The 14495-nt window shown below is 59.6% G+C and carries 7 protein-coding genes; 6 read left to right on the top strand and 1 reads right to left on the bottom strand.

The window, feature by feature from the left end; translation table 11 throughout:
• The first annotated feature begins 241 nt into the window (after positions 1 to 241).
• Both JOD69_RS06935 and recC read left to right on the top strand, forming a co-directional pair.
• Complete coding sequence (locus JOD69_RS06935) at positions 242 to 1456, top strand: FAD/NAD(P)-binding oxidoreductase (protein WP_086135751.1); 1215 nt, start codon at positions 242 to 244, stop codon at positions 1454 to 1456.
• A gap of 271 nt (positions 1457 to 1727) precedes the next feature.
• Entirely contained in the window at positions 1728 to 4985 is a 3258-nt protein-coding gene (gene recC, locus JOD69_RS06930; protein WP_086135752.1) for an exodeoxyribonuclease V subunit gamma, read from the top strand.
• Between the two features lie 126 nt (positions 4986 to 5111).
• Here the strand turns inward: recC and JOD69_RS06925 are convergent, their stop codons facing one another.
• Positions 5112 to 6155 (bottom strand): IS630 family transposase, encoded by a 1044-nt coding sequence (locus JOD69_RS06925; protein ID WP_086135753.1) that lies wholly within the window; start codon positions 6153 to 6155, stop codon positions 5112 to 5114.
• 150 nt (positions 6156 to 6305) lie between these two features.
• Between JOD69_RS06925 and JOD69_RS06920 the strand changes: the two genes are divergently transcribed.
• From JOD69_RS06920 to recD, 4 genes are all read left to right on the top strand, one after another.
• A complete protein-coding gene (locus tag JOD69_RS06920) occupies positions 6306 to 7010 on the top strand; it encodes a hypothetical protein (protein WP_210023819.1) in 705 nt (234 codons plus the stop codon).
• 345 nt (positions 7011 to 7355) lie between these two features.
• Positions 7356 to 8351, top strand: a complete 996-nt coding sequence (locus JOD69_RS06915) for an OmpA family protein (RefSeq protein WP_210023818.1) — start codon at positions 7356 to 7358, stop codon at positions 8349 to 8351.
• Between the two features lie 383 nt (positions 8352 to 8734).
• A complete protein-coding gene (recB, locus tag JOD69_RS06910) occupies positions 8735 to 12400 on the top strand; it encodes an exodeoxyribonuclease V subunit beta (RefSeq protein ID WP_086134260.1) in 3666 nt (1221 codons plus the stop codon).
• 114 nt (positions 12401 to 12514) lie between these two features.
• Complete coding sequence (gene recD / locus JOD69_RS06905) at positions 12515 to 14386, top strand: exodeoxyribonuclease V subunit alpha (RefSeq protein ID WP_086134259.1); 1872 nt, start codon at positions 12515 to 12517, stop codon at positions 14384 to 14386.
• Positions 14387 to 14495: the final 109 nt, after the last annotated feature.

Below are 14495 nucleotides of genomic sequence, written 5' to 3'. Positions count from 1 at the left end.
TGTTCCTCCGCCACATGAAGATAGCAGGTTAAATTGGCCTCAGCCATTACAAAGACTTACCTAATCCGGGCGGGGCGACGTTCGCGCAGGCCGACAGCCGGTCCAAAACCGGAATACATTGTCAAAGGACCTCCATGCAAGGCAGAATTGGGCGGACAAGCCAAATCATTGAGAATGAATCTGAAAATAAGAAATCTCGATTAATAAATTCTAAAACTCATCCACCCAAGAGGAAGACCCCATGGATAGCAAGATTCATCATCGTGTCGTAGTGATCGGCGGCGGCGCCGCCGGGCTCGGCATCGCCGCCCGTCTGCTGCATGCCGGGATAACGGATGTCGCCATCATCGAGCCGTCCGAGAAGCATTATTACCAGCCCTTCTGGACGTTCGTCGGAGGCGGCGTCGTCACTCGCGAGCAGTCGGTCAAACCGATGGCCGAGTTGATCCCCAAAGGCGCCACCTGGATACGCGATGCCGCCGCGGAGTTCGATCCCGCCAACAATTCGCTGAAAACCGAGGGCGGCAAGGAAATCGGCTACGACTACCTGGTCGTCTGTCCGGGGCTACAGATCGACTGGGACAAGATCCCGGGCGTAAAGGAAGCGGTAGGCAAGGACGGGGTGTGCAGCAATTACAGCTACGACACCGTGAACACCACCTGGGAAAACATCCGGAACTTCAAGGGCGGCAACGCCGTGTTCACTTTTCCGCCGCCGCCCATCAAATGCGCCGGCGCACCGCAGAAAATCATGTATTTGGCGGAGGATTATTTCCGCAAGCACGGCCTGCGTGACAAATCCCGCGTCGTCTACTACTGCGCCACGCCCACCATCTTCAGCGCGCCCAAATACGCCGCCAGCCTGATGGAACAGGTGGTGAAACCGCGCAATATCGAAGTTCATTTCAAGCACAATCTGGTGGAACTGCGCCCGGCGTCGAAAGAGGCCGTGTTCAAGAATCTCGATACCGGAGAGAGCGTCGTTCAGCCCTACGACATGATCCACGTGGTTCCGCCCATGAGCGCTCCCGACTTCCTCAAGAAAAGTCCGCTCGGGAACGAAGGCGGGTGGGTGGACGTAAATAAGGACACCTTGCAGCACGTCCGCTACCCCAACGTGTTCAGCCTGGGCGATGCCAGCAGCCTGCCCACGTCCAAGACGGCGGCGGCAGTCCGGGCGCAAAGCCCGATCCTGACCGCGAATCTCCTGTCGGTCATGAACGGCGGACAGCCGGTAGCCAAATACGACGGCTATACTTCGTGCCCGCTGATCACCGGTTACGGCAAGCTGATCCTGGCCGAATTCGACTACGACCTGAAGCCCAAGGAAACCTTTCCCTTCGACCAGGGCAAGGAGCGCTACAGCATGTATCTGTTGAAGCGTTACATCATCCCGGTGATTTACTGGCAAGGTCTGGTCAAGGGTTATCAATGGCCTCACTTGGGCAAGGCGTAAACCGGCATCCCCGCGCCGCAGGAATGGCAAAGTCCGTAGGCTGGAATGGAGCTTTGCGTAATCCCAGTTCGATCTCGCATCTGATCTCCTGAAAATGCTGGGTCTCGTTCCTGGACCCAGCCTACGGCGCTGCACCTCGTAAGCCGGAGCCTTTCCCACGAGGCGGGCCCAAGCGCAATCCGCTATTTGCATGGCAATACCGATCTTTCCCTCTCCCGCTGGGAGAGGGCTAGGGTGAGGGTATTAAGAACGAAACCTAACTGACCGCCCCGTGCTTCGCCTCTACCACTCCGACAAGCTGGAATTTCTCGCCGAACTCTTGACGGCGGACAGCACACCGCCGGCCTCCCCCTTCGAACCGGAAATCGTCATCGTTCAAAGCCTTGGCATGGGACGCTGGCTGTCCCTGCGCCTTGCGGACAATCTCGGCATCTGCGCCAACGTCCGTTTTCTGCTGCCGGCCTCGTTCATCTGGGACCTGCTTCGGCAATTCCTCGGCGAACTCCCGAGGCGTTCGGCATTCTCTTCCGAGGTACTCACCTTCCGCATCTTCGACTGGCTGGGACGAACCGCGAATCTGGAGCGAACTCCGCGCCTGTCCGGGTATCTCCAAAACGGAGACGAACTCCGCCGGTTCCAACTCGCTAAGCGGATCGCCGATCTGTTCGATCAATATCTGATGTACCGGGCCGACTGGATAGCCGCCTGGGAACGCGGCGAAACGCTCGCCTTGGACGGCGACGAGGACTGGCAAGCCCTATTGTGGCGCGACCTGAGCATGGGGGAAGCTGCGCCCCATCGCGCCCGTTTCATGAACGAACTGCTGACGGCGCTCGAATCCGACTCGGCGGCCGATCGGCTTCCGCGGCGCATCGCCATCTTCGGCGTTTCCTCGCTGCCGCCGGCCTTTCTGGACGTGCTGAATGCGCTCGCCAGGCATACCGAGATCAATCTATACGCGCTCAATCCCTGCCGCGAATACTGGGGCGAAATCCGGGATGAACGGGAAATCGGCCGCGTGGCCGGAGAACGCTCGCCGGAAGATCTGTACCTGGAAGTGGGGCATCCCTTGCTGGCATCGCTAGGGAAACAAGGCCGCGAATTTTTCGATTCCGTGGCCGAGCATTCCGAGCTGCACAGCTTGTTTCGGGCGGAACCGCCGCGCGATTCGCTGCTGCACATACTCCAGGCCGACATCCTGGAACTGATCGACCGCCGCAGCGCCGGGCGCTTGGCCGTACGGCCGGACGACCGCTCGCTGCAAGTCCATGCCTGCCACAGTCCGATGCGCGAAGTCGAAGTCCTGCGCGATCAGCTTCTGGCACTGTTCGACGCCGATCCTGAATTGAAACCGAGCGACGTGGCCGTGCTGACGCCGGACATCGAGCAATACACGCCTTACATCGAAGCGGTATTCGCCGAAAGCCACGATGCGCCGCAAATCCCCTTCAGCATCGCCGACCGCGGTTTGACCCACGAACAGCCGCTCCTGGAGACTTTTCTCGCGCTGCTCGATTTGCCGGAGAGCCGATTCGCGGCGGACACGACGCTCGGCTTTTTGGAGCAACCCGCCATACAGCGCCGTTTCCGGCTATGCGAAGACGATCTTCCCATGATCCATCACTGGGCGCGGTCGGTCGGCACCCGCTGGGGACGGGACGGGACCCACAAGACCGAATACCGGTTGCCGGACATTCCCCGCCACACCTGGCGCGACGGCCTGAAGCGCCTGATGCTGGGCTATGCCCTGCCGCAGGAACTGGCGGGCGACGGCTTTCCGCTGTTCGCCGAAACCCTGCCTTACGACGACATCGAAGGCAGCCGGGTCTTGATCCTGGAGCGGTTCGCGGAATTTCTGGAAACCCTGTTCGAATGGGCGGACCGGTTCAAGGCGAAGCAGCCGGTGACGGAGTGGATCGAACGATTGAACGCGTTCATCGATCGGCTGTTCGATCCGCGGGACGAGGACGAAACGCTGCTGCTCCAGCTGCGCGGCACCCTCGATCTGCTGCGGGAACTCTCGGAACAAGCCAGCTTCCGCGAGCCGGTCGGGATACGGGTGATCAAGCGCTGGCTCGCCGATCGCCTGTGTCAGCCATCGAGCACCGGCGGCTTTTTGACCGGCGCGGTCACCTTCTGCGCGATGGTGCCGATGCGCAGCCTGCCGTTCAAGGTCATCGCCGTGCTCGGCCTGAACCACGACAGCTTTCCGCGTCAGCGCCATCCCCCCGACTTCGACCTGATGGCGAAGCATCCCCGCCGGGGAGACCGCTCGCGCCGGCTGGACGACCGCTATCTCTTTCTGGAAACGCTGCTGTCGGCGCGCGAGGTACTTTATCTCAGCTATGTGGGCCGCAGCGTCCGCGACAACGCCGAACTCCCGCCTTCCCCTTTGGTGTCCGAACTCATCGACGTCGCGAAACAAAGCTGCGAACTGGCTGAGGGCAACATTGAGAGACATCTCGTGACCGAACATCCGCTGCAACCGTTCGATCCCGGCTATTTCAAGGACGATCCCCGGTTGCCCGGCTTTTCGTCGACCTGGCGGGCCGCGGCCCGCCTGATAGGACGGGGCGACAAGGAACCCGCGCCCTTGTTTGCCGGCCCTCTACCGGAACCCGAAGACGAGTGGCGAACCGTCGATCCGGAGAGCCTCGCTTATTTCTTCAGCAACCCCGCCCGCTATCTTCTGCGGCGGCGGCTGAACCTCATTCTGGAGGACGCCGCGGCGGAATTCGAAATCCGCGAACCTTTTGCGCTGGATTACCCGACGAGAAACCAGGTCCGCCAAAACCTGCTGAACGCCTTGGCACAGGATCGAGAACCGCAGAGCGCGCTGTTGCTCGCCGACGCCCAGGGCCTTTTGCCCCACGGCCGCTTCGGCGAAGCGCTGCACGGCAAGGAGCAACGGTTGGTCGAAAGCTTCGCGGTTAAACTGCTCCCGGAGCTCGTCAAACCCCGCTTCGAGCCGATGCCGGTGGATTTCGAAGCGAACGGGCTGCGCCTCATCGGCTCCCTCGCCGAAGTCGGCACTAGCGGCCTGACCGACTACAGCTTCGAAGAGCCGAGCCCCCGCCAGCTCTTCGACCTCTGGCTCCGGCACCTGATGCTTTGCCTGATCGCCCCCGAAGGCGCGACACTCCAATCCCTGCTGCATACCCCTAAGCAAACCCTCACATTCCAGGCCGTAGCCGAGCCCGAAAACGAGCTTGCGAAACTCCTGAACGCCTACTGGCAGGGACTATCCGCCCCGCTGCCCTTCTTCCCCAAATCGAGTTATGCCTACGCCCGCTGCATACACGATCCGCCGGCCAGACTCGGCGGTGATCCGGAGGCTATCCGGCTCAACGCGCTAAGGCAGGCCTGGAGTATCTGGGAAGGCTCCGAATTCCAGTCCGGCGAAAGCACGAATCCTTATTACCAGACGGTCTACCGGGGTAGTGGTCCGTTGAATCAAAACTTCGAGGTATTGGCCGTCGAGCTTATAGGCCCAATGTTGGCTTCGATGGTGAAAGAGGTATGTCCGTGATTGTCGATAAGACACCGCAATTCGGTGAATTCATGCTCATCAATTTGAGATCAATCTGATTAATAACATTAAGATATCAAAATTGACGCAAAGAAAGACGTTATTGTCCCGGCAATTAAATCAGAATCATCCGGCCGCGGCCGCATAGGTTATGTTCGGGTGTTTGAAATAGCGCCTGATGCGCTCGGGCCGTTTCTGTAACCGGTGCAGATGGGACCGCGCTTTGCGTTTCAGCTCCGCCTTATTCTTCGCCGGTCGCCCAGCGTGCAGGACGCCCTTTAAATCGCTGTTCAACAGCTCATCCGGATTCAATTCGGGTGAATAAGCCGGCAAGTAAAAGACTTCGATCCGGTCCCGACGGGCCTCCAACCAGGTTTGCACCGCCTGGCTCCGGTGCACCTTCAGGTTGTCCAGGATTAAGAAAAGCTTCTTCGGCTGGCCCTGAATCAAACGGCTCATAAACTCAATCAAAACCTTCGCTGTCAACGTCTGCTCGTAAACCCTAAAACGCATTAGTCCCTGATTCGTGATACTGGAAATCAGATTCAAGCGGAGCTTCTTCGCCGGTTTTCGCACCACCGGCGTATGTCCTGGTGGGGCGTAACCGCGCTCGCGTTGCCCGTCCTGTTCAATTCCGGTCTCGTCCCCCCAGTGGATTTCAGCGTGTTCCACCCAGGCACGGGCAGCGATCGCCGGGTACTCCTCCCGTAACCACCGGGTGACCGCCCTCGGATCTTGCTCGTAGGCTTTCTTCAGCGGCTTTTGTGGGGTTAACCTCCACCGTTTCAAGTACAGCCCCACCGTCCGGATCGGTAGCCAAACTTCGGTCTGCTGGACAATCAAGAACTGCACTGCTTGCCGGGTCCACAGGGCAAACGGCAAACCCAACGCGTCCGGTGTTTGGTGACAAATCAGCGCCTGGAGGGCAATTTCCTGCCCAACACTCAGGCGCCGCTGCTCACCCTTGCGGCGCCCACGTCGTTGCACTACGAGGGCCGTGTCGCCCCCGTTCCGGGCCTGACTGGCCCACCGGTACACCGTGTTCGGATGCACCTCCAAGATCGTGGCAATGGCCTTGGCGGTATAGCCTTCAGCCCGCATCCGCACGGCCGTTTTCCGGGCCTCGGTCAGCGCCTGATCGCTCCGTTGTTTCACTGGACGTCTGCTCATCCTTCTCAGACGTCATAATCTCGCTTTAGTTACCGAATCAATAACTACGTTCATGTTTCAGATTTGACCTTGCTTTTGAGGTCGACTTACGTTCGAGACCAAATAATGCCCTTAGCCACTCCCTTCTATGAAGACTGGTCTTTCTGGTCCATGCTGATTGCTGCGGCTGCACTTACTCTGTCACAGCTACCGCCCCTGCACATCATGTTCCGTCGCGCCAGGCTGGGTTGTGAAGCCTATAGCCTTCTTCATATTACACATAAAGTCGGCAATCCCAATGCACAGTGGCACTTGATTATTGAGAACAAGGGCGGTCGTGTGGTTCGTGTGAAGGGGTTGACCCTCGAGTTTCGACGGAAAGGCGCAGTGCCCTTCACGCTTCCTGCTCAAAACTACCTGATGACCCCCGATGCGAAAGAAACAGTAATGTTCACGCCGTTCCGACTCTTACCTAGAGAAGAACGGGCGCACATCATCAATTTTTTCCAGCTTTTCGCGCGAGACGAAGATAAAGAATATCGGTTTCTAGAATCGGCCGTTCGTTCAGATATCCTTCAACAAAAGCAAGAGCCCGAAAATCGTGAGAAATTATGCGAGGCGAGCCCCACTGTCGTTGCTGGGCTGCTTAATTTCTTTCGCAGGAAATATCAGTGGGTGCCAGGTGAATATTCTTTGACTCTTTCTATCCATACGGAGCCCGCTGCCGCTGGACTTAAGAAGCAATACCGTTTCACGCTGTTCGAGTCAGAGGCCCGCGAACTAGAGGAGTACTCACAAGGATACAAATACGGGGCGGGCGTTTATTGGATTTCAGATGCTCAGCCAGGGTTGCTTGTCCCAATATATGAGGACTAGCCCGCGTATGGCATATATGCGAGTAGGGGGCAATTCTTTACTTTATTGGCTAAAAGCAAAATGAGAGTGCGGTAGGATGCGGTGAGTATCCGAACCGCCCTTCGACTAGGCTCAGGACAGGCATCGACCGCGAACGATGCGCCTCCTATCGTCGGCACATCCTACGAACTGCCGCTGAACAATCAGTCACCGCACAAATGATCTAATCTTGTTTTCAACCGGACGAGGACGGCGCCGACCAAGGCTTGGATTTCATGCTGGTGGCGGCCATTTTTGCCGGCGGATGCGCTGGAAACTCGGATAATTACAAATGCCCGATCGGGCGGAAAAAATCGAGGTGAACTCATGAGATTGCAATTGGGGATTTCGTTTTTGTTTTTGGCGGTTCCGGCCCTCTTTGCCGGGACGGTGCAAGCCGAGAAAACCGATCTGGCCGGTTCCGCCGATCATGCCCTGGTCGGACGTTACGAGGGGTCGGTCATCACGTTTTACGAAACGAAAGCCTACGAAGAATTGAAGCTGCCGTTCAAACCGCTGGAGCGTGGCCAAAAAGACAAGCCCGAGGCATGGCAGATCGGCGTGTCCGGGAAGCTCACTTCGATCCGATATGAAGGCCCCGCGGATCGCTCGATCCTGGAGGTCATGCGCAACTACGAGGCGGCATTGAGCTCGAAGGGATTCACGATTCGTTTCTTCTGCAAGGGCGCGAAGGAATGTTCGCCCGGCGGATCGGTCCCAACCTTCTGGGAAGCCGGGAACGGCCAGATCGGCATGCCGACGACCTGGGATACCACTGTCTATTTGCTGGCGGAGCGGGATGCGCCGGAAGGCCGGGTTACCGTCGGGATGCTCGGGGTCGAGACCAAGGCGACCAAATCCCGGCCTCTGACGCCGCATGTTGCCGTGACGGTCGTCGAATCGAAGCCGATGGAGGCCGACAAGATCGCGCTGGTCAAGGCCAGCGAAATGCAGCAGGCGCTGGAGCGCGACGGCCGGATCGCGATCTACGGCATCTACTTCGATTTCGACAAGGCGGAGATCAAGCCGGAATCGGAACCGCAAATCGCGCAATTGGCGGCGCTTCTGAAAGAAAACCCTAAGTTAAAGGTCCTCATCGTCGGACACACGGACGGCAAGGGCGCGTTCGACTACAATCTCTCGCTGTCCCAGAAACGAGCCCAGGCCGTGGCGGACACGCTGGTGTCGGCCCATGGCATCGCTCGCGACCGCCTGACGCCCGCGGGCGCCGGCATGATAGCGCCTGTCGCTTCGAATAAGACGGAAGAAGGACGTGCGAAAAACCGGCGCGTCGAGATCGTCGAACACTACTCCGGCGGTTAAAGGCAAATACTACCCTCCTTCCACACGGCGTCAGCTTTCCCGGTCGTCTTGGGGACACCAAGACGACCCTTCTAATCGCAAACGGTTGCTTTAGAGCGTTTTCATCTCGCTCGTCCGGCAAAACAGGCTTGGCGGAAGTCGTTGGCGACTTCGGCTCGGGTGAATGGATTCAAGCACTCGTAGGTCGGCAATCCTTTGCCGACGAAGACGCTCGGCCGAGACGTGGTGTCGGGAAAGGATTCCCGACCTACTCGCGAATGCCCGTACAGTCGGTATGAAAATGCTCTAGCCGCAATCTTTCTCGTCGTTGCCGGAGAAGTGCTTCGTGGCGTAGGATGCGGCTCGTTCCTCACCGCGCTCTACGGCATTAAACGAAATCGCCCATGCTCCCTTCCAGCCAGCTATCCACCGACCATACCCCCGAGCTCGACATCTACGACGCCGAGCTCGCCGGGCTGAATCTGGTCGAAGCCAGCGCCGGGACGGGCAAGACCTGGACGATTTCGGGGCTTTACGTTCGGCTGATTCTGGAGCTTGGCCTCAGCGTCGATCAGATTCTGGTAGTGACGTACACCAAGGCGGCGACTGCCGAGCTTCAGGACCGCATCCGCAAGCGGTTGAGGGAGGTCCTTTCCGCCTTCGAAACCGGCGAAAGCGACGACGATTTCTGCCGCCGCATCATCGAACTGTACGGCGACCGGACCGAGACCGCCAGGCGCCTTCTCGGCTATGCGATCAGCGGGTTCGACGAGGCCGCGGTCTACACCATCCACGGATTCTGCCAGCGCCTCTTGAACGAAAGCGCCTTCGAGTCGGGAGCGGATTTCGATTGCGAGCTGATGCCGGACGAAACCGATTTGCTGCTGGAAATCGTCGACGATTTCTGGCGACGGGAGGTCTATCTCGCCTCCGCAGCTTGGGCCGATTATCTGGCCCAAACAAATCAATCGCCCGATGTCTGGCTGAGCGAAATTCAGCCCCATGTAGGCAAGCCGTTCCTGAAAATCGCCGGGCCCGTCGAACCGGCTGACGAGGAGGACGACATCGCGCGGTTCGGGCAGGCGGTGCTCGAAGCGGCGGAAGTCTGGTATGCCGAAAGGACTGCCATCGAGGCGCTGCTGCTGGATTATCCGAATTTCAATCGCACCCGCGCCAAACCCGAAAGCTTGCGGAACTGGCTAGCCGAAACGGCCGAATTTTTCGGCCGATGGCCGGCATCGGAACAGACTCCGCAGCCGGTCGTTTTACCCGAAGTCCCGCCCTTGCTCGATCTGCCGGAAGGTCTTCAACGTCTGACGCCCGAAGCCCTTGCCTCTGCCGTCAAGAAAGCTTGCGAGCCACCGCGGCATCCTTTTTTTCAACGTTGCCGGTCCGTGGTCGAGGCGGACGAGGCCCTGCGCCGAAATTTCGAAATCCGGCTTCAGTGCCTCAAGCGGCGCCTGATCGAGTTCTGCGACGCCGAACTGGACCAGCGCAAGAGCGCGCTGCAAGTCGTCTGCTACAACGACCTGCTGAACCGCCTGGCCAGCGCGCTGGATTCGGAACACGGCGAACGCCTGGCGGAAACCGTCAGCCGCCGCTACCGGGCCGCCCTGATTGACGAATTCCAGGACACCGACCCGATCCAATACCGCATCTTCCGCCGCATCTACGGAGACGGCGGCTCGCCGGTGTTCTTCGTCGGCGATCCCAAGCAGGCGATCTACGGGTTTCGCGGCGCGGACATCTTCAGCTACCTCGAAGCGCGGAGCAACGAAGGCATCACCCGCCGCACGCTGAAGACCAATCAGCGCTCCGAGCGCGATCTCATCGCCGCGGTCAATGCCTTGTTCGTCGGCCATCCGAAGCCTTTCCTGCTCGACGAGATCCCCTATCCGGAGGTAAGGCCCGCCGCACGGCAGCGTGCAGTATTGGATATCGAAGACGACGGCGAGGAGCCGTTCCGCTTTCTTTTGCTGCCGCCGGAGCAAGACGACAAAGGAAAGGAAAAGCCCTATTCGAAAGGCGCGGCAAGCCGGTTGACCGCCTCGGCGACCGCCTTCGAAATCGCCCGGCTGCTCAACGCCGCAAGCGAGGGCAAGGCGCGCCTGGGCGAGCGAAGCCTCGACGGGGGCGACATCGCTGTACTGGTCTCCACCCACGTCCAGGCGCGCTTGATCGAGGACGCGCTGTCGGCCTGCGGCATACCCAGCGTGCGCCAGGGGCAGGAGAACGTGTTCTCGACTCCCGAAGCGGCGGAACTCGAACGGATCTTGCAGGCGGTCGCCCAGCCCGGGCGGGAGCCGCTGATCAAGGCCGCGCTGGCGACGGAACTCATGAATCATACTGCCAACGCGATATTGGAACTGCAAAAGGACGAGAATGCTTGGGAAGCGATCTTCGACCGCTTCCAGACCTATCATCACGTCTGGCTGAGCGAAGGCTTCATGCCGATGTTCCGCCGCTGGTTCGAAGACGCCCGCATCACCGATCATTTGCCGCAATTCCGAGACGGCGAGCGGCGGCTGACCAATCTCCTGCACTTGGCCGAACTGCTGCAGGTAGAGAGCCGCAAAAAATCGAGTATCGATACGCTGCTGGGCTGGTTCGGCCGCGCTATCCGGAGTCCCTCTAAGAACGACGAAACTGCGCTGTTGCGACTGGAAAGCGACGCCAAGCGCGTGAAGATCGTGACCATACACACCAGCAAGGGGCTCGAATACCCGATCGTATTCTGTCCGTTTCTCTGGGACGGACGGCTGCGGCAGCGAAAGGCTCAGTCGGTGCTTCTGCACGCCGACGGCGAATCGGTACTGGACCTCGGCTCGGCGAAGCTGGAGGAAAACCGCCGTCAGGCCGTTCAGGAAGAAATGTCGGAAAATCTGCGTCTTCTTTACGTGGCGCTCACGCGCGCCGTTTACCGCTGCTATGTCGTCTGGGGCAATGTCCGGAACGGGCGGGACAAAAGCGAAGGCTTTCACTCGACCGCCATGGCCTGGCTGCTGCACGGCGGCTCGACGGCGCCGGAGGACGATCCGCTGGCGGCATTGGAGACAAGACTGCTGGAAGCTGATACCGGGTTTATCGCCGCCGACATCCGCGGCCTCGCGAAACGGGCGCCCGGCTGCGTTAGCCTAGGCTCCGTCGAAACCCGTCCGGTCCGCTACCGCGGCTCGGAACGGGAGGACGATTCAACCCTGGCCGTTCGCCCCTTCCGGCGTCCGCCGCTTTACCCGAACTGGCGCATGAGCAGCTTTTCGGCCTTGACCACCGGGCGGCACAGCGAAGCGCCGGATTACGACGTTCTGCCGGAATCCGAGTTACCGGAAGCGCCGGGCGATTCGATATTCGCCTTTCCGCGTGGCGCTCGGGCCGGATCTTGCCTGCACGCGATTCTGGAGGAGTGGGATTTTGCCTGCCGGGATTCCGAACGGCTAGCCGAACTCGTCCGCCGCAAATTGAAAGCTCACGGCATCGGAGATGGCTGGACGCCGACCGTACGGCAGACCATCGAAACCGCCCTCGAAACACCGCTCGACGACAGCGGGCTCAAGCTGTCCGATGTGCCGGAAGAAAAGCGCCTGGTCGAAATGGAATTCACTTATGCGTTGCGGGGGGGCGATTCCGAAGCTTTGCGGAAACTTCTCGCCGATCCGCGATTTCAACGCGACCGCCGCTATGCCGAAGCCGCCCGGCTGCTCGACTTCAAGCATATCGAAGGCTATATGAAAGGCTTTATCGATCTGGTGTTTGAAGCGTCCGGCCGCTATTACCTGCTCGACTGGAAATCCAACTGGCTCGGCAACACCCATGCCGATTACGCTCCGGACCGCCTCGCCGCCGCCATGACGCGCGAGCATTATTATCTCCAGTTCCTCATCTACACCGTCGCCCTGCACCGATATCTCAAGCAAAGGCTGCCGAGCTACGATTATGAAACCCATTTTGGCGGAGCGTATTACCTATTTCTGAGGGGTATCGCGCCGCAGAAAAAAACCGGAATCTTTTGGGACAAGCCGACGGAGGCATTGATCGAGGCTTTGGACAGCCTCTTGATGGGGACGTCGTAGCGCAAAACTGCGGCTCGATAACATCCCCGTCTAGTCACTTGGCCAACGCCGATACTGTTCATAAAGAAAAATACGGCGAAAATAGGCCATCTCCCCATTTCGAATAATAAGGTCATGAACTCCGAAGCCCGCGCTGCCTCGTTGCGTTCTTCCGCACGTTCCTTACCGGCCGCACCGGCCTCGGCCGCCCAGAAACTCTTGAAGCTTTCGACGCTCGGAAAGCAGTTCGCCACTTACTTGGGCCGGCTCGACGGCAATCCCGACGAAGCGGTCATCTGGGCGGCACAGCTGGCTTACCAGGCCGTCGCGGAAGGTCATATCTGTATTCGTCTGTGCGACTATGCCGGCTCCGAGGTAGCCCCCGACGACGGCGAAGGCGTCGTTAGGCTGCCGGGTCTCGCCGATTGGCTGGCGCTGCTCCGAAAGTCCAAGCTGGTCGGGACTCCCGGCAGCTTCGCGCCGCTCATCCTCGACGAGAACAACCGCCTCTATCTGACGCGTTACTGGCATTACGAGAAGACATTGGCGGACAACTTGATATCTCTCGCAGAAAGCCCTTGCCCGGAAATCGATCTGGCCAAACTTCGCGCCGAACTGGACCGGCTTTTCGCGCACAACACCGAGGTGCCCGATCGGCAGAAGCTGGCTGCGGCCGTGGCGACGTTGCGGCGGTTCTGCGTCATCTCCGGAGGCCCCGGAACGGGAAAGACCTCTACCGTGGTTCGCATACTCGCCGCACTCCAATCCCAGGCCGGAGAAAAGCCGCTGCGCATCGCGCTGAGCGCGCCCACCGGCAAAGCGGCGGCGCGGCTTCAGGAATCCATACGCGAACAGAAAGCGAAACTGCCGGTGCCGCAAGCCGTACTCGACGCTCTCCCCGAAACCGCCTCCACGTTGCATCGGCTGCTGGGCGCCAAGCCCGACTCCGTTTACTTTCGCCATAACCGGAAAAATCCGCTGCCGCTGGACGTATTGGTGGTGGATGAGGCATCGATGATCGACCTGGCGCTGATGGCCAAGCTGATCGACGCCTTGCCGAAAGGCGCGCGGCTGATTTTGCTGGGGGACAAGGATCAATTGGCGTCGGTGGAACCCGGCGCGGTGTTCGGCGATCTGTGCGAATCGTCCGGCTACAGCCCGGCATTTTGCGATCAACTTTACGCAGCCTCGGGTGTCAAGATTCCGTCGGGCGATCTGTTCACACCGGCCCTGTCCGATTGTATCGCGCTCCTCACCCACAGCCATCGCTTCGGGTCGGAGAGCGGCATCGGCCAATTGGCGCGAATGATCAATGCCGGGCGCGCGAAAGAAGCGGTCGCGTTGCTCGCCGGCGGCCGCCATCCCGAGATTCATTGGGAGCGGACACGGGTCGGCGGAGTGGATTTGGTCCGAAGGATGGAAGGCGGCTATCGAGCTTTCTTCGAAGCCGTCGACTCGGGCGACGAAGCAAAGGACGTTCTGCGCCTTTTCGGCCGTTTTCGGGTACTGACCGCTCATCGGGAAGGCGATAGCGGAGCGGCGGGCATAAACCGCAGGTTCGAGGAACAACTTTACGTGCAACGGCGATTGCGCCGGGGAAGCCGATGGTATCCCGGTCGTCCGGTGATCGTGACCCGCAACGATTACGACCTCCGGCTGTTCAACGGCGATATCGGCATCGCGCTGGAAACCGGCGCAGGACTTCGGGTCTTTTTCGAGGATGCGGACGGCCACATCCGGGGATTTTCGCCGACACGCCTTCCCGAACACGAAACCGTGTACGCCATGACCGTTCACAAAAGCCAGGGTTCCGAATTCGACGAGATCGTGCTGGCGCTACCGGACCTTGAAAGCCCGGTACTGGACCGCCCGTTGATTTACACGGCCGTTACCCGAGCGCGGCATCGAGCGGAAATACACGGCTCGCAGAAAATTCTGGAAGACGCCATCAAGCGCGTTCCCGGACGATTCTCCGGACTTCGCGAGCGGCTTTGGACCTGTATTTAGCCCACATTTCTCATACCCCTTCGTCGCGAACTCGGGCTGCGAAGCAGATTTTCTCAACAATCTCTGAGAAATCTTCCGGATTGAGCCGGCCCATCGGGACGACTACAAT

It is taken from the genome of Methylocaldum sp. RMAD-M, assembly GCF_017832375.1.
Lineage (GTDB): Bacteria > Pseudomonadota > Gammaproteobacteria > Methylococcales > Methylococcaceae > Methylocaldum.
Note: the sequence above shows the minus strand (reverse complement) of the source record. Positions and strands in the feature narration are given on the sequence as shown.

Coding starts and splice junctions, on each gene's coding strand:
- JOD69_RS06935 (WP_086135751.1), top strand. CDS start 242: ATGGATAGCAAGATTCATCATCGTGTCGTAGTGATCGGCGGCGGCGCC.
- JOD69_RS06925 (WP_086135753.1), bottom strand. CDS start 6,155: ATGAGCAGACGTCCAGTGAAACAACGGAGCGATCAGGCGCTGACCGAG.
- JOD69_RS06920 (WP_210023819.1), top strand. CDS start 6,306: ATGCTGATTGCTGCGGCTGCACTTACTCTGTCACAGCTACCGCCCCTG.
- JOD69_RS06915 (WP_210023818.1), top strand. CDS start 7,356: ATGAGATTGCAATTGGGGATTTCGTTTTTGTTTTTGGCGGTTCCGGCC.
- recB (WP_086134260.1), top strand. CDS start 8,735: ATGCTCCCTTCCAGCCAGCTATCCACCGACCATACCCCCGAGCTCGAC.
- recD (WP_086134259.1), top strand. CDS start 12,515: ATGAACTCCGAAGCCCGCGCTGCCTCGTTGCGTTCTTCCGCACGTTCC.